Annotated in this window: 17 protein-coding genes; 16 read left to right on the top strand and 1 reads right to left on the bottom strand. The window is 28.4% G+C overall.

What is annotated here, in order from left to right:
- Window positions 1-37 precede the first annotated feature (37 nt).
- The 4 genes from BGI42_RS11040 to BGI42_RS11025 are packed head-to-tail and all read left to right on the top strand — an operon-like array spanning window position 38 to window position 5984.
- Window positions 38-2161, top strand: coding sequence for a cell division protein FtsA (locus BGI42_RS11040; RefSeq protein WP_069680353.1), 2124 nt, complete (start codon window positions 38-40; stop codon window positions 2159-2161).
- Between the two features lie 25 nt (window positions 2162-2186).
- Window positions 2187-3368 (top strand): M20 metallopeptidase family protein, encoded by a 1182-nt coding sequence (locus BGI42_RS11035; RefSeq protein WP_069680352.1) that lies wholly within the window; start codon window positions 2187-2189, stop codon window positions 3366-3368.
- Between the two features lie 30 nt (window positions 3369-3398).
- The gene (locus BGI42_RS11030; protein WP_069680351.1) at window positions 3399-4367 is read left to right on the top strand and encodes an RluA family pseudouridine synthase; all 969 of its coding nucleotides are present in this window, start codon (window positions 3399-3401) and stop codon (window positions 4365-4367) included.
- A gap of 9 nt (window positions 4368-4376) precedes the next feature.
- A complete protein-coding gene (locus BGI42_RS11025; RefSeq protein WP_069680350.1) occupies window positions 4377-5984 on the top strand; it encodes a putative polysaccharide biosynthesis protein in 1608 nt (535 codons plus the stop codon).
- 372 nt (window positions 5985-6356) lie between these two features.
- On the opposite strand, the gene spoVB is transcribed toward BGI42_RS11025, so the two are convergent.
- Window positions 6357-7856, bottom strand: coding sequence for a stage V sporulation protein B (spoVB, locus tag BGI42_RS11020; protein ID WP_069680349.1), 1500 nt, complete (start codon window positions 7854-7856; stop codon window positions 6357-6359).
- 195 nt (window positions 7857-8051) lie between these two features.
- Here spoVB and BGI42_RS11015 point away from each other — a divergent pair, with 195 nt between their 5' ends.
- From BGI42_RS11015 to BGI42_RS10960, 12 genes are all read left to right on the top strand, one after another.
- A complete protein-coding gene (locus BGI42_RS11015) occupies window positions 8052-9359 on the top strand; it encodes a PQQ-dependent sugar dehydrogenase family protein (RefSeq protein ID WP_069680348.1) in 1308 nt (435 codons plus the stop codon).
- Window positions 9360-9541: 182 nt separating this feature from the next.
- A complete protein-coding gene (locus BGI42_RS11010) occupies window positions 9542-10096 on the top strand; it encodes a hypothetical protein (RefSeq protein ID WP_069680347.1) in 555 nt (184 codons plus the stop codon).
- The gene (locus BGI42_RS11005) at window positions 10071-11735 is read left to right on the top strand and encodes a B12-binding domain-containing radical SAM protein (RefSeq protein ID WP_069680346.1); all 1665 of its coding nucleotides are present in this window, start codon (window positions 10071-10073) and stop codon (window positions 11733-11735) included. Before BGI42_RS11010 ends, BGI42_RS11005 begins: the two co-directional genes overlap by 26 nt.
- Before the next feature lie 215 nt (window positions 11736-11950).
- Window positions 11951-12277 (top strand): ATPase, encoded by a 327-nt coding sequence (locus BGI42_RS11000; protein ID WP_069680345.1) that lies wholly within the window; start codon window positions 11951-11953, stop codon window positions 12275-12277.
- Window positions 12264-14228: a V-type ATP synthase subunit I gene (locus BGI42_RS10995; RefSeq protein WP_069680344.1), complete on the top strand. Its 1965-nt coding sequence runs from the start codon at window positions 12264-12266 to the stop codon at window positions 14226-14228. Before BGI42_RS11000 ends, BGI42_RS10995 begins: the two co-directional genes overlap by 14 nt.
- 14 nt (window positions 14229-14242) lie before the next feature.
- Window positions 14243-14728: a V-type ATP synthase subunit K gene (locus BGI42_RS10990; RefSeq protein WP_069680343.1), complete on the top strand. Its 486-nt coding sequence runs from the start codon at window positions 14243-14245 to the stop codon at window positions 14726-14728.
- Window positions 14729-14762: 34 nt separating this feature from the next.
- Complete coding sequence (locus tag BGI42_RS10985) at window positions 14763-15353, top strand: V-type ATP synthase subunit E (protein ID WP_069680342.1); 591 nt, start codon at window positions 14763-14765, stop codon at window positions 15351-15353.
- 12 nt (window positions 15354-15365) lie between these two features.
- Window positions 15366-16367 carry a V-type ATP synthase subunit C gene (locus tag BGI42_RS10980; RefSeq protein ID WP_069680341.1) on the top strand — a complete coding sequence of 334 codons (1002 nt, stop codon included), beginning with the start codon at window positions 15366-15368 and terminating at the stop codon, window positions 16365-16367.
- Window positions 16360-16671, top strand: coding sequence for a V-type ATP synthase subunit F (locus tag BGI42_RS10975; protein ID WP_069681076.1), 312 nt, complete (start codon window positions 16360-16362; stop codon window positions 16669-16671). The genes BGI42_RS10980 and BGI42_RS10975 overlap by 8 nt, the downstream gene beginning before the upstream one ends.
- Before the next feature lie 17 nt (window positions 16672-16688).
- On the top strand, window positions 16689-18467 hold the full coding sequence (locus tag BGI42_RS10970; RefSeq protein ID WP_069680340.1) for a V-type ATP synthase subunit A: 1779 nt from the start codon (window positions 16689-16691) through the stop codon (window positions 18465-18467).
- Entirely contained in the window at window positions 18460-19839 is a 1380-nt protein-coding gene (locus BGI42_RS10965; RefSeq protein WP_069680339.1) for a V-type ATP synthase subunit B, read from the top strand. Before BGI42_RS10970 ends, BGI42_RS10965 begins: the two co-directional genes overlap by 8 nt.
- 3 nt (window positions 19840-19842) lie before the next feature.
- Window positions 19843-20484 carry a V-type ATP synthase subunit D gene (locus BGI42_RS10960; RefSeq protein WP_069680338.1) on the top strand — a complete coding sequence of 214 codons (642 nt, stop codon included), beginning with the start codon at window positions 19843-19845 and terminating at the stop codon, window positions 20482-20484.
- Window positions 20485-20756 lie beyond the last annotated feature (272 nt).

Below are 20756 nucleotides of genomic sequence, written 5' to 3'. Positions count from 1 at the left end.
AGTATTATTAAATTTGTAGGATAAAGGTTGTGTTTAAATGGAATTAAAAAATTTTAATCCTAAAGATATAATTTTTTCATTAGATATAGGAACAAGGTCAATAATAGGAACTGTCGGTATAATAAGAGATAAAAAGTTTGAAGTAGTTTGTGAAGAATACATGGAACATGAAGAAAGAGCGATGGTAGATGGTCAAATTCATGATATAAGTTTAGTGTCTTCTGTTGTTGAAAAAGTGAAAAGAATATTAGAAGAAAAAATTGGTATTACACTTACAGAAGTATCTATAGCTGCTGCTGGAAGATTTTTAAGAACTGTAATTTCTAGATCACAAATAGAAATAGATGAAGAGCAAGAAATAGATAAAGAAATTGTGAGGAGCTTGGAACTTAGTGTTGTTAAAAATGCAGAGAAAGAAATAGAAAGTAGTGCTGATGGAAAATTATATTGTGTTGGATATTCAGTTAAAAGTTTTTACTTAAATGGTTTTGTTATATCTAATTTAATAGGACATAAAGGAAAAAGCATTGAAGCAGAAGTAATAGCTACATTTTTACCAAGATCAGTAGTTGATTCTCTTTATTCTGTAATGAATAGAGTTAATTTAAAAGTAACTAACTTAACATTGGAGCCAATTGCAGCAATAGAAGCTGCTATACCTAAAAATTTAAGATTATTAAATATAGCCCTTATAGACGTTGGTGCAGGAACATCAGATATAGCTATAAGTAATAAGGAAACAATATCAGCTTATGGTATGGTTCCTATGGCTGGAGATGAGATTACAGAAGTAATAGCTCAAGAATATTTAGTTGATTTTAATACTGCAGAGTTTATAAAAAAATCTGTAAATGAGTCAGAAGAAATTGTATATACTGATGTATTAGGTCTTGAGAACACTATTTTATCATCAAATGTTATTAAATTAATAGAACCATCAGTAAAAAAAATATCAGAAGAGATTTCAACTAAAATACTGGAATTAAACGGTGGAAAATCCCCTAGTGCTGTATTTTTAGTTGGAGGAGGGGCTCATACTCCAAGACTTTTAGAAAATATAAGTGTAAATTTAAATTTACCACCTCAAAGAATTGCTATAAAAGATAGAAAAGCTGTTACTGAATGTATATCTGATAATTCATTAGGATCAGCAGGGGTAACAGTTCTTGGAATAGGACTTATAGCATTAAGAAATCTTGGAACAGATTTTATTGATGTTATATTTAATGACACACCAGTTAGCTTATTTAATTCACATAAACATACTGTAATGGATGTTTTACTTCAAGCTGGAATAAATCCATCATTATTAATAGCTAAAAATGGTAAAAGCGTAAGATTTAAATATAATGGACGTAAGAGAATTGCTTTTGGTGAATATGGAACTAGTGCTAAGATATTTATAAATGGAAATGAAGCTGCACTAGAAACAGAAGTTAGAGCAAATGATAATATAGTAGTACAATATGCTAAAAATGGTAATAATGCAAAACCTAAAGTGTGTGATCATATTCATAATATAAATTCTATATCTATTTATATCGATGATGAACTTATAAATTTAGAACCAATAATAATGGTTAATAATAAAATAGAAGATATAAACTTCATTTTATCAAATAATGATGTACTTGAAGTATTTATACCGAATAAAGTTTCTCAAATAAAAGAATATATTTTAAAGAATGATAGATTTAGTTTATTTAAAGAAGATATTTTATTAGATGAGGAATATGAAGTTCAAGATGGAGAAAAACTTATAAAGAAGGATACTACATTAGTTGAAACACAAGTAATGAAAGATAGCGTAGAAGAGAATAACATGGAAGAAAATAAAGATGTAGAAAAGATTGTAGAAATTGAAAAAACTAGAGAAAATGAGTTGGAAAAATCAGATTTAGATGAATTAGAGTCAGCATATGATTTAAATGAAAATACTACAGAGATTAAAGAACAATTTGATGAAATAAAGGTTGTTATAAATAATAAAGAAATAGTATTAAAAGGCAAAAAAGAATATGTTTTTGTTGATATATTTGATTATATAGATTTTGATTTAACAGTATCGAAGGGAACAATAAATACTAAAATTAATGGGGAAAATTCATCTTATACTGCTAAAATAGTTGAAGGAGATGTTATAGAAGTTTATTGGTCATAACATCATAGAAGGGAAGTATGTATTTATGATAGATTTTAAAAAAGAGGCTAATGAGATAAAAGATCTCTTGATTTCCATTAGAAGAGATATACATGAACATCCAGAAGTAGGTTTTGAAGAGTTTAGAACTTCAGAGCGTATAAAGAACTTTTTAAAGGCAGAAGGCATTGAGTTTAAAGAGATATCAAAAACTGGAGTTTGTGGGATTATAAGGGGAGAAAAAACAGGAGAAAATAAGACAATAGCGATAAGAGCTGATATGGACGCTCTTCCTATTCAGGATATGAAGACTTGTAAGTACAGTTCTAAAGTAAGTGGTAAGATGCATGCATGCGGTCATGATGCACATACAACAATACTTTTAGGTGTAGCTAAAATTTTAAATAAGCATAAAAATGAATTTAGTGGAAATGTAAAATTATTGTTTGAACCAGCTGAAGAAACTGTTGGAGGAGCTCAATACATGATAAAAGATGGAGTATTGGAAGAGCCAAAAGTTGATTATGTTTTAGGACTTCATGTAGATGAAAATGTAAGTATTGGCAATATAGAAATTAAAAAAGGTGTTGTTAATGCAGCATCAAATCCATTTAAAATAAAAATTACTGGTCAAGGAGGCCATGGCGCTGCGCCACATACTACTGTTGATCCCATTGTTATTGCGAGTCATATGGTAGTAGCACTTCAAAGTATAGTTAGTAGAGAGATATCACCTGTAAATCCAGCAGTAATTACTGTTGGAACAATAAATGGTGGTACAGCCCAAAATATCATTCCAGGTGAAGTTACATTAAGTGGAATAATTAGAACAATGACAAAAGAAGATAGAAGTTTTACAATTAAGAGATTAAAAGAAGTAGTAAATGGGATAGCATTGTCATCAAGAGCTAAAGCAGAAATAGAAATAGAAGAAAGTTATCCGTGCTTATATAATGATGATAGCATGGTAGAATTATTAAAGGCATCTGCAAGTGAAATACTAGGAAATGAAAATGTTCTAGAACAAAAGGCACCTCATATGGGCGTTGAAAGTTTTGCATATTTTGCAATGGAGAGACCAGGAGCATTTTATTTCCTAGGTTCAGGAAATAAACAAAAGAAAACTACAGAACCTGCACATAGTAGTCTATTTAATATAGATGAGGATTGTATACCTCTTGGGGTGGCAATTCAATGTTTAACAGCATTTAATTATTTAACAAAATAACCAAAAGAAAAATTATAGGAGTGATAATATTTGAAAATCGAAATAGGAGCTAATGAAGCCGGTCAAAGACTAGATAAATTTTTAAGAAAGTTATTAAAGGATGTTCCACTAAGTGCTATATTTAAAGCTTTAAGAAAAAAAGACATAAGAGTTAACGGAAAGAAGCAAAATGAAAAATATTCCCTAGAAGAAGGAGATATAGTAGAAATAAAATATATAAAGAGTAATCAAGAAAAGAAAGAAAGATTTATTCAAGTAAATTTTAATGGAATGCAAACGGCATATGAAGATGAAAATTTATTAGTTGTTGAAAAATGGCCTGGTATATTAGTGCATCCTGATAAAGATGAAAAAGAACCTACATTAACAGATTATGTACTTTCATATTTAAAGGAAAAAGGAGCATATGTTCCAGAAAATGAGATTACATTTACACCTGCACCATGTAATAGGCTAGATAGAAACACATCTGGATTGGTTATGTTTGGAAAAACATTTGAAGGATTAAAGTCTATTAATGAAACAATAAGAGAAGATAGAGTAAGAAAATACTATGTAGCTTTAGTTAAAGGAAAAGTAAAGAATGGATTATATACAGGATATATATTAAAAAATCAAGAGAAGAATATATCTAAGGTATATGAAAAAGAAGTACCAAATTCTAAGAAAATAGCTATGGAAGTTACTACTATTCAAACAAATGGTGCATATTCATTACTTGAAATCAATTTAATCACAGGAAGAAGTCATCAGATAAGAGCGCATTTATCATACTTAGGAAATCCTATAATTGGTGATGATAAATATGGTGATAGAAAATTAAATTCATTCTTTAAAAATAAGTATGGATTAGAATATCAATATTTATATGCATATAAATTGATTTTTAAAGAAATGAAGGGGAAAATGTCTTATTTAACTAATAAAACTGTAGTTAAGGCATTACCTCCAATATTGAAGAAGATAAAGAGTGATATATTTAAATTTTCACTTAGATAGGGGTTTTATATGAAAGAAGAATCATCTACTAAAGGCTTTATAATTCTTTCAGCAGCAGGACTTTTAGCTAAACTAATGTCTGTATTTTATGTTCCATTATTAAGAAGAACTATAGGGCTTGAGGGTCTTGGAATATATCAAATGTGTTATGAAGTATTTATATTTGCATACGCAGTAACTACATTGGGAGCTCAGCCAGCAATTGCAAAAGTTGTAGCTGAGCTTACAGCTATAAAAAACAAAAGAGATGCAATTAAGGCATTAAAGATATCTACAATACTTTATGCTGGAGTTGGTGGATTAATAAGTATAATAATTATGATATTTTCTACATCTATAGCTAATGCAATAGGTACACCAAAAGCAGCATATGGTTTATTATTTTTAGCACCTAGTATTTTTGTAACATCTATATTGTCTGCATATAGAGGATATTTTCAAGGAAAAAATAATATGACAGCTATAGCTGTATCACAAGTGTTAGAGCAAATAATAAATGTTGTAGTAAGTTTGGCTTTTGCTTATGTTTTAATAAAAATAAGTGTTCCTTATGGTAGTGCGGGAGGAACAGTTGGTACTACTTTAGGAGCGATAATAGCTTGCCTTTATATGGTCTATATATACTATAAAAAAAATTATGAAGGTGAAGCCTTTGATGATCAATCATCTGTTAAAAGAATAAGTAATAAGAGAATTATTAGGAAATTAGTTAAATATGGAGTACCTATTACATTAAGTGCTGGTTTGCAAAATTTAGGTAGTTTAATTGATATGATAAATGTAAATAATAGATTAGCTTATGCTGGTTTTGTGGAAAAACAAGCAAATGAGCTTTATGGAATACTTGGTACATATAAAACTTTACTTTCTGTACCTTTAGTGGTAGTTACAGCTCTAGCAACAACGGTATTACCAGCAATAGTAAAGGCTGTTGCAGTAAAAAACAAAAAAGAAATTAGAAGAAAAGTTAATTTCGCTTTTAGAATAACTTATGCTGTTACAATACCAGCAGCTGTAGGACTTGCAGTTTTAAGTAAAGAAATTTATTTGTTGCTATATGGATCAGATAGAGGACATGAATTAATGATATATGGTTCTGTTGTTGTAATACTTATGGCAGCTGTACAAATTCAAAATGTTATATTACAAAGTATGAACAAACTTTATTTTGTGTTAGGAACATTTCTTATAGGTATAGTAGCTAAAATAACTACAAATTACATATTAGTTGGAATGCCAAATGTTAATGTATTAGGTGCGGTTTTTGGTAATTTTCTATGGTTTGTTATACCATTTGTATTAAATCAAAGAAAACTTACCAAAACATTAAAAATGAGATTACCAATGTTTAAACATATATTAAAGCCTATTGTATCATCAATGGGAATGGTTGCTGGTATATATTTAATTAAAGAGCCTTTTGGTGTATTGTCTATACTATTAAATGTAGGAGGAATTTTACAGGGAGTAGTAACTTTACTTATGATTTCTGTAGGGGGATTTTTTTACTTATATTTAATGATAATATTAGGTGGTATTAGAAAACATGATATTACATCATTTTCTCAGAAAGCATATAATATATTACCAAGATTTTTAAGGATAAAATTAAAATAATATTAAGGTACATTTCAATAAATAACTAGTCAATATGCTAGTTTATTTTGTGAACTACTTATTACTTCCAATATACTAATAGCACAACTATTATCAGAATCCAAGTTATTGTATTTCACAAAATATCCGTCGCATATTTGATTTATTATTTATTTTCGTATGCCTAACAATAAAAAATATTGTATATAAATTTTCAATTCTAATTTAAGAACGCTAAAATGAGTATAGTCTATTTTAGTTTATTTACAATATAAATTTGTGATAAAGAAAATGGAACTATACTCATAAAGAGTTCTACAAGTCAAATTACAAAGTTATTTTAGCCATTGTATGAATGAATATATGTCTAAAATAAAATCTAAATTAATGTTATTAAATATCACTTTCTCCAAAAGTTCCAAGGTATGATAATATTATAAATGTCAAAGCAATAACTGAAAAACTATTTACTATGGGAAGATTTATTAAAACATTTTTAGAGAAAATATTTATAACTAAAAAACTTAGCATAGCAAGTAGTATATATATTATTGCATTTGTAAAATTTAAAGTTACATTAATATGTTTCTTTACTTCGTGTAAATTAAGAGATAATCCAATGCCACAAGCTATAAATAAGGTAATACTATTACCAAAAATATTTATACAAGGTATTGCAGTAAATACATATAAACATACTAGTTCTATTGATGCTTCAATTAATGAATTTCTAAGAATAATACCTTGTCTATTTAATCCATTTAAAATTCCAAACATAGTTGTAGATGTAAAAAAGACTGGTGCTGCAAGTGAAGCAATTCTTATATAAGAGCCTAAATCATTTCTACCATAAAAAATTTGCCCTAATTCATTAGGAACTATATTACATATTATGGTTGTTGAAAGTCCTAGTAAAAATGCCATTTTAATTACTTTTCTAATACGAAGAGAAGCCTTATATTGATTTCCTTGACTAAGAGTTTGAGATAAATCTGGTATAAGTAAAGTATTTATAGTTGAGACAACAATAAGAGGAATAGCAATTAATCCCATGGCCATACCATTATATTTACCTATTAAACTTAAGGCTTCAGAATAATTAAATCCTGCACATACTAATCGTCTAGGCACAACTAAAGTGCAAAGTGTAGCTAAAATATTACTTAAGAATCCATTTAAACACAAAGGAATAGCTACTATAATTACATCAAACAATAATTGAAATCTACTTTCAGGCTTTTCATAAGATTTTGGGACTTTTTTTATTGCATATTTATAATATACAAATAAGCATATTAAGCTTTGAAATTCTCCAATACATAATGCGACAGTAGCCAATGTAACCATATTTTGAAGGGTTTTAGCTTTTAAGAAAAATATCAATACACTTACAGTTACAATTCTCATAGCTTTTTCTAAAATATCTATAATAGCAGGAACTTTTATATTTGATGTTCCATAAAAATATCCTTTAAATATGTTGGATATAGCAATACAAACCATTGCTGGACATATAACACGTATGGCGTCAACAGTTCTTACATCATTAACACCATATTTTCCTATGAGTGGTGCAGCAAAAAAGACCATTATACCAATAAGTGCTGCCCAAGTTATATTAAAAAGTGAAACTATTTTTATAGTCCTTGTTATATTTTTGTATTCGCCTTTTTGTTTATAAATAGCAGAGATTTTAGAAATTGCAGCTACAATTCCAGCACTCATAAGACATATGAATAAATTATAAATTGGCATAACTAAGTTATAGAGGCCCATCCCTTCTGGTCCAAGTATTTTAGATAAATATATAGTAAATATAAAGCCTAGAATTCCTGTTGTAATATTAGAAGCAGTCAGTAAAAAAGAATTCTTTAAAAAGTTGTCTTTACTCAAATCTAATTCACTCCTTTAAGTTACAATAAATCATATTCAAAGTAACTATTAAATATGAACATTTTAAATTTAAAGTTAAGAATGAATGAACATTTTAGTATAAAAGGTAAAGCCTAGGGTATATTTTGTTAGATTTAAAATATAAATTTAACAAGGGAAAATATATGATTAAATTTATATAAAGGGGGTTAAATTTTGAAAAGGTTTTGTCAATTTCTATTTAGTTCAGTCATAATAGTGAGTTTAGCTTTTTTGCTTTTTAAATTTTCTGGAATTTATAGAGTAAGCATTTTAAAAGATAATATAGATTGGAGTATTTCTTCTAAAAATTGCAAGGGAGCAGTAGCTTTTGACAGAGGTGAATATGAGAATACATATGTAGCATATAAGAACTATATAAAATTATTAAAAGATGATGGTAGAGAAGAAATTTTAGTTCAAGATAAATCATTTTCTATAGATAGTTTGGTTTGTAATAATGATGATATGTATTTTATTTCAAATGATGAACTTTATCATTATAATATTAGTAATAAATTTTTAGAAGTTATTTTAAAAGGAATACCAACAAAAGGTGAATATCTTGATAGAAATCTTATTATTAAGGATTCAAATTTATTTTTGTCTATTGGTGCAGCTACTAATTCTGGAATTGCTGAAAGTAATGGAGAATCTGATTTTAGTAAAATACCTTATGACAAAAGCCCAATAAATATTACACTTAATGGAGAAAATTATGGTGAAGAAAAAACAGGGGCTTATATGCCGTACAGCAATTCTAGCATTAGAGGACAAAAAATAACTGCTGACAAATTTGGAAATGCATCTATTATAAAAGTAGATTTAAAAACTAATAAGACATCTTTGTATGCATGTGGAATAAGAAACATAACAGGTTGGGATTTAGATAGTAATAATAATTTAATAGCCATAGTAGGTGGCATGGAAGATAAGGGCTTAAGGGGTGTAAAGAGAGATTTTGATTATTTATATAAAATAAATGAAGGAAATTGGTATGGGTGGCCGGATTTTAGTGGAGGTGATCCCATAAGTTCACCAAGATTTAGTGATAAAAATAAATTAACACCAATAATAAGTAATCCACCAAATAAAATAGTAGAAGGACCAGAATATCAATTTTCAAAGGTGGGTATTATAAAATGTTTGGCAATAGATAAAGAAGGAACTATATTAGAAAAAGATTCAAATATATTTTATGATAAAAAAGACAACATAATTTATTCAATAAATTCAAATGGGGTTTTATGTAAGTTATTAAAATTAAAAAGTGAAAGTGATATAAAAGGAATAAAATATTCAGGAGGAAGCATTTATATATTAGATTCAGGAATTGGTTGTATATATAAGTTAGAGAGTGGTAATATGGGGTTGAAATTTGATTTACCTAAGCCAGTTTGGATATTTATAATAATTTTTTTCTTTAGTTTAGTTGTATTAAACATAATAAGATTTAATAATAAAAAAAATAGTATTAAAAGATAAAATCTTAAAGATAGATAGAAGCTGCTCTATAAAATAATTATAGAACAGTTTCTTATTTTAATTATATTTTATATGAATTCTAAAATTTTAGACTTAATATTATTAAAAAGTTTGTTTTCATAACTTTAATAATAGGTTTAATAATGATAAAATATATACTTAGAAGGAAAAGAGGGAATTTTATGGGGAAAACATTAGTTATTAATTTAGAGAATATTGATTTAAAGGGTGACATATTAGATGTAGGTCAAGAAAACTTTGGTATAATATATAGTATTTCAAAAGAGGTAGAGGCGGAATTATCATTAGATTATGTTTCAAGTAATGATAAAGAAGAGTTAAAAGGAAGTGAATATGATGCATGTACACTTTTTTTTAATTTAAATAGATTTTGGAGTAACATAGAAAAAGAAAAATTAATTAAAGAAATTAATTGTTATATAAAAGAAAATGGTGAGATATTAATTTGGGATATTAATAAAGAAAGAGGAAAAATATTTAATAATAAAATAAGAGTGATACTTCCAAAGGGAAAGATAAAAGAATTTACATTTAAAAATTTAAATCCTATAATAAGTTCTAATGTGGATGATATAAAAAAGATACTTCTAAAATACTTTAATATAGAAGAAATAAAGGTATGGGAAGACGTGTTTTTTATAAGAGCTAAAAAAGAAATAAACTCTAAAAAAGTAGAGGAGACAAATACAAATGAGGATATTACTTACAGCAATTAATTCTAAATTTATTCATAGCAATTTAGCAGTTAGATATTTAAGAAATTTTACTAAAGATATGGATTATGAGAATATAATAAGAGAATTTTCTATTAATGATAGAGAAGAAAAAATATTAGAAGAAATTATTAGTGAAAAACCAGATGTTGTTGCTTTTTCTGTATATATATGGAATGTAGAAATGATTATAAGGCTCTCTAATCTTATTAAGAATGTTAATGAAAATATTGAAATATTATATGGGGGACCAGAAGTTTCATTTGATTCACATAAGTTTTTAGAAGGTAATGTTGGAGAATATGTTATTGAAGGAGAGGGAGAAAAAACTTATAGAGATTTCGTTTCATATAAGCTAGGTTTAAAAGATATAAATGAAGTTAAGGGTCTTCATTATAAATTAGAAGAAAAGGTATATTCAAATGAAAAAAGACCTCTTATGTCTATGGAAGAACTGGTATTTCCATATGAGGATGATGATAATTTAGATAATAAAATAGTTTATTATGAAGCTTCAAGAGGATGTCCATTTAATTGTAAATATTGTCTTTCATCAACAAGTCATGGAGTAAGATTTTTAAATATTGAAAGAGTACTAAAGGAATTACAATATTTCATCGATAAAAGAGTTAGGTTAGTTAAATTTGTAGATCGTACATTTAATTGTAATTATAAATTTTCAATGGCTATATGGAAATTTTTGATAGAAGCCCATACAGAAACAAAGTTTCACTTTGAAATATCAGCAGATATTTTAAAAGATGAAGAAATCAGGCTATTATCAAAAGCTCCAAAAGGAAGATTTCAATTTGAAGTTGGAGTTCAGACAACAAATGATAGAGTGCTTAACAATATAAATAGATTTGTTAACTTTGAACATATAAAAGAAAAAGTTGATGAACTTATGGCTATAAAAAATATTCAACAACATTTAGATTTAATAGCAGGACTTCCAGAAGAAGATTATGGTTCTTTTGTTAATTCTTTTAATGATGTTTATAAAATAAGGCCAGAAGAAATTCAATTAGGATTCTTAAAATTATTAAAGGGTTCTTCAATGAGAGAAGAAGCAAAAAAATATGGAATGAAGTTTTCACCTTATCCACCATATGAAATATTAAGAACTAATTGTATTACTTATGATGAATTATTAAAACTAAAAAAAGTAGAAGCAATGGTAGATAAGTATTATAATTCTAAAAAGTTTAATAATATAATTAGATTTTTGGAAAGCAAATTTAAGACACCATTTGAATTTTATTATTCATTGGGAGAATTTTTTCATAGAAAAGGATATTTTAATAGAAATATAGGAAATATAGAGTATTATAAAGTATTTTTAGATTTTAATAATGAAGTTTTGAAAGATAGTAACGATATATTAAATGAAATAGTAAAATTTGATTATTTAATCTTTAATAAAAAGCGAGGATTACCTGATTTTTTAAGAAGTAATATTAAAAGAGAAGAAGAAAAAGAGATAAAAGATAAATTAAAGCATAAATATTCATTTAAAGAATACTATTTAGAAAAATTCTCAATAAATATTCAAGAATATATTTTAAATGGAAGCATACAAATGTTAGAAAGTTATTATTTATTTAATAATACTGGTGATTATATAAGTATAAAAATAAGTTAAGAGAAGTACAGAGAAGCAAATGAATATAAAATTAAGGTATCATTTACATAAAGGCATCTTTGATGAATTTTGACTGGATTTAGTATTTAATATTTAAAATTCTTGAAAATATACAAAAAGAGTGTATAATAAAATAGAGACAAAGTAATTAATACTATATAAAGTATTAATATATATATTATTTTTATATTTAAGGGCATGAAGGTGGTGATATTTTGGCATTAGAAGCAATTGAAGAAATAAAAAAAGCTGAAGTTCAAGCAGAAGAAATTCTTAAAGAAGCTAATAATGAAGCTAAAGATATAGTTATGAAAGCTACAGATGAAGCAGAAAAACAATATCTTGCTAAGTTATCTTCTGCAAGGGAAAAGGCAAATAAAATTATTTCAGATGCTGTAGAATCAGCAAATAAAAAAGCAGAGCCTATAATAAATAAGGGCAAAAAAGAAGCAGAAGATATATTACATATATCTGAAGAAAAGAAGAATAATGCTGTTAAATTAGTGATTGAGAGGATAGTGAAGATTCATGGCAATAGTTAAGATGAATAAGTTCACCTTGTTATCCTTTGAATCAAAGAAAAATGAACTTCTTGAAAGAATACAAAATTTTGCAGAAGTTGAATTTATCAATCTACAAGATGAGAATGTTCAAGAAAATAATGAAGTTCTTAATAATCTAGATAAAGATGAAATTGATTCTGATATATCAAGGTGGGAAGAAGAATTATCAAAAGCTAAATTTGCCCTAGAGTTCTTAAGGAACTATGTGCCTAAACAATCATTAATGAAGTCTTTACGTACAGAAAAGCTTTCTTTAACTCCTAAACAACTAGAAGAAAAAGTTTTAAATGGAGAATGGAAAGACATCTATGAAAAGGTTAAAGAAAAAGAGCATACTTTAGCTTCATTAGATAATGAAAAGACTAAATTACAAGGAAATGTTCAAAGCTTAAAACCTTATGAGAAATTTGATTCTCCATTAGGTTCTTTAGGTGAATTAAAAGTAACTGAATATTTCTTAGGAAGCATTGCTAATCAATATGAGGAAGCATTGAAAAATGATTTAAATGATTGTCATTTAGAAATTATATCAAAAGACAATCAAGACACTTACTTTTTCCTTTTAACTCACAAGGATAATAAAGAAGAAGTGGAAGAGGTACTAAGAGGGTTTGGATTTAGTCCGTTTAAAACAGATGAAAAAGAACTCCCTTTAAAGCTTATTCAAGAATACAATGAAAGAATGTCTTTAATTGATTCTGAAAAGTTCTTAGTAAAAGAAGAATTATCAGGATTTGAAGAACATTTAGAAAACTTGAAATTAGCTTATGAATATTACGCTAACTTAGTAAACAGAAAATCTATTTCTAATAGATTCTTAAAAACAGATAAAACTGTTTTATTACAAGGTTGGGTTCCTAGTGCTAAAAATAATAGGTTAACTCAAATTACTAAGGAAGTATTAGGTGAAGATTATTATTTAGTATTTGAAGATGTTAAAGAAGAAGAAATAGATGATGTACCTATTAAATTAAAAAATAACGATTTAAATGCATCATTTGAATCAGTAACATCAATGTATGCTTTACCTAAGTATAATGACATAGACCCGACTCCATTTGTTACACCATTCTATTTGATTTTCTTTGGAATGATGGTTGCAGATGCAGGTTATGGATTATTAATGTTATTAGGAACACTTGCAGCATTAAAATTATTTAATTTTGATGCAGAAGCAAAAAAAATGGTTAAGTTCTTTATGTACTTAAGTTTCCCAACAATATTGTTTGGATTTCTTTATGGATCATTCTTTGGAGATTTACTTCCAATAAAAGGACTTATTAATACAAGTACAGATGTTATGACAATACTAGGTATGTCAGTAGTATTTGGTGCGATTCAAATTTTATTTGGATTATTTATAAAAGCTGGAGTATTAATAAGAGCAGGAAAGAAACTAGATGCTTTTATGGATGCAGGATCATGGCTTATAACATTATTTTCTTTTGGTGGAATAGCAGCAGGATCAATGCTTAATATACCATCATTAAAGACAGTATCAATAGCTGGTGCTATTATTGGTTCTATCTTAATTGTTTTAACACAAGGAAGACAAATGGAATCAGCAGGTGGAAAAATAGGTCAAGGTCTTTATGAATTATATGGTATTACAGGATATGTAAGTGATTTGGTATCATATACAAGACTTATGGCAATAGGTTTATCAGGTGGATCTATAGCTGGAGCTATAAATATGATTATGAGAATGGTATCAGATAATGGTAATTCACTTTTAGGAACTATATTATTTGCACCATTAATATTTATTATTTTCCAAACAGTAAACTTATTATTATCATTATTAAGTGGATATGTTCATACATTAAGACTTACTTATGTAGAATATTTTTCAAAATTTTACGATGGTGGTGGAAAAGCATTTAAACCACTTACAGCAAAAAATCAATACATTAATTTAAAAGAAGAGTAGGAGGACAATTTAAAATGGATATGAGTTGGATTAAGTTTTTTTTAGAAAATAACGGTGGATTTGTTATGGGAGCACTAGGTGTTGCTTTAGCAGTAGGAATGTCAGGAATAGGATCAGCTAAAGGTGTTGGTATAGTTGGTCAATCAGCAGCAGGATTATTATCAGAACAACCAGAAAAATTTGGTAAAGCATTAATTCTTGAATTATTACCAGGTACACAAGGTCTTTATGGATTCGTTATAGGATTATTAGTATTTTTACAATTAAAACCAGACACAACTTTCTCACAAGGTTTATATTTATTATTTGCTTGTTTACCAATTGCTATCACTGGTTTATGGTCAGGAATTGCTCAAGGTAAAGCAGCAGCTGCTGGTATTCAAATATTAGCTAAAAACCCAGAACACAATACTAAAGGTATGGTTCTTGCAGCGATGGTTGAAACTTATGCATTATTAGGATTCGTTGTATCATTCTTATTAGTAAATGGTGTATTTTAATAGTAGCTTATTATAGAATTAGGATGTGAAGATTATGTCTAACATAAATAATTTAACTTCTAAAATCGTAAAAGATTCAGAAGATAAAAAGAGAATAATCTTATCAGAAGCTGAAGAGAAAAAGAATAGAATTATTGCTAAAAAGCAAGAAAAAGCTGCTTCAGAAGAAAAGATTATTATGGAAAAAGCTGAAACAGAAGCTGTATCAAGAAAAGAAAGAATTATTTCTAGTGCAGAATTACAAGTAAGAAATGAAAAGCTAAAATCAAAACAAACTGTTATTAGTGAAGTTTTTAAAACTACAATAGAAGAGCTTTGTAATATATCAAGTGATGATTTTAGAGATTTTGTGAAGACAGTAATATTAAATACTGATATTTCAGGAGATGAAAATTTAATATTAAATGAACAAGGTAAGAAAATTATAGATTCTGATTTTATATCAGAATTAAATAGAGAAATTGGTTCAAAAGGAAATATAACTCTAATTGATAAAACTGGAAATTTTAAAGGTGGATTCATATTAGAGAAAGACGGCATAGAAATAAATAATACTTTTGAAGCTTTAGTAAATTCATTAAAAGATGAAATGGGTCTTGAAGTAGCAAGAGTATTGTTTAGTTAAGGAGGTTAACTAATGGATATGATGCAATTTAGTCAAGTTATACCTAGACTAAGAGTATATGAAACAAAACTCCTTGATAAATCAAAGATTGACAGAATGATTGATTCCAATTCTGCCAGTGAAGCATTAAAAGTGCTTCAAGAAACAGAATATGCCAATGTTATGACAAATGTTAAAAGAGCTGAGGACTATGAAATTATATTAAGTGAAGAATTAAAAAGATTATTTAATTTAATGTATGAAATTAGTCCAGTAAAATCTCTTGTAGACTTAATGAGTATTAAATATGATTATCAAAATATAAAAGTAATATTAAAGGGAATTTTTCTTAAAAAAGATTTATCTTATCTATTAATTGATGTTGGAACTATTGAAGCTTCAAGATTAAAGTATTTAATAGAAAATAATGACTTAAGAGACTTATCTCAAATTATGAGGGAAGCTATTGAAGAGTCAAAAAATAAATTTGAAGATACTAAAGATCCTCAAATACTTGATATTATTTTAGATAAGTATATGTTTAAACAATTAGTACAAATTAAGAATGAAATAGAAGATAACTTTGTTAATAAATATGTAGAAGCACTTATTGATTCTACAAATTTAAAAACTCTTTTAAGAGTAAAAAAACAAAACAAAGGCAGGGAATTCTTTACTTCAGTTATTATTGAAGGAGGTTCTTTAGATAAAGATAAGTTATTAGGAATGTTAAATGATGCAGTAGAAAATATAGCTAATAAACTTTCATTTACTGAGTATAATGATTTAATAAAATCAGGTATAGAGTACTATACAAAAACAGGTTCTGTGAGTTTATTAGAAAAATTAGTTGATAACTACATTATGGATATGATGAAAGACGCTAAAATAATACCTTTTGGAGTCGAACCTTTATTAGCTTATGTTTATGCAAAAGAAACAGAAATAAAGATTATAAGAATCGTAATGGTTGGCAAACTCAATAATATTTCTGCGGAAGTAATAAGAGAAAGGCTGCGTGATATTTATGTTTAAAAAAATAGGTGTAGTTGGTGATAAGGATTCAGTTTTAGCTTTCAAAGCTTTAGGAATTGACGTTTTTCCAATTGTTGAAGAAGAAGAAGCAAAAAAAACTGTTGATAGATTAGCAAAGAATGATTACGCAGTTATCTTTGTAACAGAGCATGTTGCACAAGGTATCGAAGAAACAATTGAAAGATACAATAAAGAAGTACTTCCTGCTGTAATATTAATTCCAAGCAATCAAGGAACATTAAATATAGGTATGCAAAAAATTAGTGATAACGTAGAAAAAGCTGTAGGCGTTAATATTTTATAGAAAGGTAGGTTGGTAAGGTGAAGACCGGAAAGATAATTAAGGTTTCAGGACCTTTAGTAGTTGCTGAAGGTATGGATGAAGCTAATATATATGACGTTTGTAAGGTTGGAGAAAAAGGTCTTATCGGAGAAATCATCGAAATGAGAGGCGATAAGGCATCAATCCAAGTATATGAAGAAACTTCAGGAATAGGACCTGGGGATCCAGTTGTTACAACTGGGGAACCTTTAAGTGTTGAACTTGGACCAGGACTTATTGAATCAATGTTTGATGGAATACAAAGACCACTAGATGCATTTATGGAGGCTGCTAAGTCTAGTTTCTTAACTAGAGGGGTATCAGTTCCTTCATTAAATAGAGAAAAGAAGTGGGAGTTTAAGCCAACAGCAAAAGTTGGAGATGAAGTTAAACCAGGGGTTGTAATTGGTACAGTACAAGAAACTCCTGTTGTTGAACAAAAAATAATGATTCCAGTTGGTATTGAAGGAAAGATAAAAGAAATAAAAGCTGGTAGTTTCACAGTTGTTGAAACAATTGCTATAGTTGAAACTGCAAAAGGTGATAAAGAAGTTCAATTAATGCAAAAATGGCCAGTAAGAAAAGGAAGACCATATTCAGCAAAAATTAATCCAGTTGAACCAATGCTTACAGGACAAAGAGTTATAGATACATTCTTCCCTGTTGCTAAGGGTGGAGCGGCTGCTATTCCAGGACCATTCGGAGCTGGTAAAACAGTAACACAACACCAAATTGCTAAATGGGGAGATGCTGAAATAGTTGTTTACGTTGGATGTGGAGAACGTGGTAACGAAATGACAGACGTTGTTAATGAGTTCCCAGAACTTATTGACCCTAAGACAGGCCAAAGCTTAATGAAGAGAACAGTTCTTATAGCTAATACTTCAAACATGCCAGTTGCAGCTAGAGAAGCTTCTATATATACAGGTATTACAATAGCTGAATACTTCAGAGATATGGGATACTCAGTATCAATCATGGCTGATTCAACTTCAAGATGGGCTGAGGCATTAAGAGAAATGTCTGGTAGACTTGAAGAAATGCCAGGAGATGAAGGATATCCAGCATACCTTGGATCAAGACTTGCTGACTACTATGAAAGAGCTGGTAAAGTTCAATGTTTAGGTAATGATGGAAGAATAGGTTCTATCACAGCAATTGGTGCAGTATCACCTCCAGGAGGAGATATTTCAGAACCAGTATCACAATCAACACTTAGAATAGTTAAAGTTTTCTGGGGTCTAGATGCACAACTTGCATATCAAAGACATTTCCCAACTATTAACTGGTTAACATCTTATTCATTATATGCTGATACAATAGATAAATGGATGGATGAAAATGTTGCTGATAACTGGGGAGCATTAAGATTAGAAGCTATGACTATACTTCAAGATGAATCTCAATTACAAGAAATAGTAAGACTTGTAGGTATTGATGCATTATCTGAAAAAGATAGATTAAAATTAGATGTTGCTAAATCAATTAGAGAAGACTATTTACAACAAAATGGTTTCCATGAAATTGATACTTATACATCTTTAAAGAAACAATATAAAATGCTAAGTCTTATATTAGGATATAAAAAAGAAGCTGAAAGAGCTTTAGAAGCTGGAGTATACTTAAATGATATCTTAGCTATGGAAGACTTAAAAGATAGAATTGCTAGAAGTAAGTACATACACGAAGATGATTTAGATAAAATGGATCAAATCGCTGTAGACTTAAAAAATGCAATTGATGACCTAATAAGCAAAGGAGGGGTAGCAAATGCTTAAAGAGTATAGAACAGTTACAGAAGTTGTTGGCCCTTTGATGGTTGTTGAAGGTGTTGAAGGCGTTAAATATGACGAACTAGTTGAAATTGAACTTCATACTGGTGAAAAAAGAAGAGGTAAGGTTCTAGAAGTTAATGGATCAAAAGCAATGGTTCAAATCTTCGAAGGATCTTCAGGAATAAATTTAAAAGGTACTAAGGCTAAATTCTTAGGTAGACCACTTGAACTTGGTGTATCTGAAGATATGTTAGGAAGAGTATTTGATGGTATGGGTAGACCAAACGATAATGGCCCAGACATAATACCAGAAAAAAGAGTAGATATAAATGGTGAAGCTATTAACCCTATGGCTAGAGACTTCCCATCAGAATTTATTCAGACAGGAGTTTCTGCAATTGACGGACTTAATACTCTAGTTAGAGGACAAAAGTTACCTGTTTTCTCTGCATCAGGACTTCCACATGCAGAACTTGCAGCTCAAATAGCAAGACAAGCGAAAGTTTTAAATTCAGATTCTAAGTTTGCCGTTGTATTTGCTGCAATAGGTATAACTTTCGAAGAAGCTCAATTTTTCCAAGATGAATTTAAGAGAACAGGAGCTATAGACAGATCAGTTCTATTCATGAACTTAGCATCTGACCCAGCTATCGAAAGAATAGCTACACCAAGAATGGCTCTTACTTGTGCTGAATACTTAGCTTATGAAAAAGGAATGCACGTTCTTGTTATAATGACTGATATTACAAACTATGCTGAAGCATTAAGAGAAATATCAGCAGCTAGAAAAGAAGTTCCAGGTAGAAGAGGATATCCAGGTTATCTTTATACTGACCTTTCTACATTATATGAAAGAGCAGGAAGACTTAGAGGAACAGAAGGTTCAATCACTCAAATTCCAATACTTACAATGCCTGAAGATGATAAAACTCACCCAATTCCAGACTTAACTGGATATATTACAGAAGGTCAAATTATTCTTTCAAGAGAATTATATAAGAAAGGTATAATGCCTCCTATAGATGTTTTACCATCACTTTCAAGACTTAAAGATAAGGGTATTGGTAAAGGAAAAACTAGAGAAGATCATGCAGATACTATGAACCAATTATTTGCGGCATATTCACAAGGTAAGCAAGCAAAAGAATTATCAGCAATCTTAGGAGAATCAGCTTTATCAGATACTGATAAGAAACTTGCTAAATTTGCAGAAGCTTTTGAAGAAGAGTATGTATCTCAAGGCTTTACTACAAATAGAACAATTGAAGAAACTCTAAACTTAGGATGGAAATTATTAAAAATGCTTCCTAGAACTGAGCTTAAGAGAATTAGAGATGAATACCTTGAAAAATACATGCCAAGAGAGGAAGAGTAGTCTATGGCAAAGCTAAATGTCAATCCTACTAGAATGGAACTTTCTAAGCTTAAAAAAAGATTAGCAACTTCAACAAGAAGTCATAAACTTTTAAAAGATAAACAAGATGAGTTAATGAGACAATTCATTAATCTTGTTAAATATAATAATAAGCTAAGAAAAGAAGTAGAAGGTAATCTTCAAGGTTCCCTTAAGGATTTCGTTATGGCTAGAGCTGTTATGAGTTCTGAATTCTTAGAAGAAGCTATTGTTTATCCTAAGGAACATATTTGTGTTGAGGTTGGCGAAAAGAACGTAATGAGTGTATCTGTTCCTGTCATGAACTTTAAGAGACAACTTGAAGGTGATGAAGGAAGCATATACCCATATGGTTTTGCTAATACATCATCAGAACTTGATGATACACTTTCTAAGCTTTATGGAATTCTTCCACAATTACTAGAACTTGCAGAAGTAGAAAAGTCATGTCAATTAATGGCTAACGAAATTGAAAGTACTAGAAGAAGAGTTAATGCTCTTGAATATATGACAATTCCTCAACTTCAAGAGACTATAAAGTATATTAGAATGAGACTTGATGAAAATGAAAGATCTGCTACAACTAGATTAATGAAAGTTAAGAGTATGATTGAACAAAGAGGTTAATAAAAAGGAACGCGTAAGCGTTCCTTTTTTAATTCTTTAGGAAATTATATTACGAAATAATTATAGATAACTTCTAAAATATTATATTTATTATGAATACTCCTAAAGAATAAAAAATAATCATATGCAATACCATTATTCTTGAACTAGTTTGAAATGTGTGCAAGGCTAAAAATGATATTTTACAGTTGATTAGCGATTTTTTATATAAAAAATTATGTAATAAAACCTTGAAATAATTTCAAATATATACCATAATTAAATGTATAACA

The sequence above is a fragment of the Clostridium taeniosporum genome, assembly GCF_001735765.2.
GTDB classification, from domain to species: domain Bacteria; phylum Bacillota; class Clostridia; order Clostridiales; family Clostridiaceae; genus Clostridium; species Clostridium taeniosporum.
The sequence above is the reverse complement of the archived record's forward strand: the minus strand, read 5'-3'. Positions and strand labels throughout refer to the sequence as shown.

Bases quoted from the DNA above. Each gene is read 5' to 3' on its own strand.
- BGI42_RS11040 (WP_069680353.1), top strand. From the start codon at position 38: ATGGAATTAAAAAATTTTAATCCTAAAGATATAATTTTTTCATTAGAT.
- BGI42_RS11035 (WP_069680352.1), top strand. From the start codon at position 2,187: ATGATAGATTTTAAAAAAGAGGCTAATGAGATAAAAGATCTCTTGATT.
- BGI42_RS11025 (WP_069680350.1), top strand. From the start codon at position 4,377: ATGAAAGAAGAATCATCTACTAAAGGCTTTATAATTCTTTCAGCAGCA.
- BGI42_RS11010 (WP_069680347.1), top strand. From the start codon at position 9,542: ATGGGGAAAACATTAGTTATTAATTTAGAGAATATTGATTTAAAGGGT.
- BGI42_RS11005 (WP_069680346.1), top strand. From the start codon at position 10,071: ATGAGGATATTACTTACAGCAATTAATTCTAAATTTATTCATAGCAAT.
- BGI42_RS10995 (WP_069680344.1), top strand. From the start codon at position 12,264: ATGGCAATAGTTAAGATGAATAAGTTCACCTTGTTATCCTTTGAATCA.
- BGI42_RS10990 (WP_069680343.1), top strand. From the start codon at position 14,243: ATGGATATGAGTTGGATTAAGTTTTTTTTAGAAAATAACGGTGGATTT.
- BGI42_RS10985 (WP_069680342.1), top strand. From the start codon at position 14,763: ATGTCTAACATAAATAATTTAACTTCTAAAATCGTAAAAGATTCAGAA.
- BGI42_RS10980 (WP_069680341.1), top strand. From the start codon at position 15,366: ATGGATATGATGCAATTTAGTCAAGTTATACCTAGACTAAGAGTATAT.
- BGI42_RS10975 (WP_069681076.1), top strand. From the start codon at position 16,360: ATGTTTAAAAAAATAGGTGTAGTTGGTGATAAGGATTCAGTTTTAGCT.
- BGI42_RS10965 (WP_069680339.1), top strand. From the start codon at position 18,460: ATGCTTAAAGAGTATAGAACAGTTACAGAAGTTGTTGGCCCTTTGATG.
- BGI42_RS10960 (WP_069680338.1), top strand. From the start codon at position 19,843: ATGGCAAAGCTAAATGTCAATCCTACTAGAATGGAACTTTCTAAGCTT.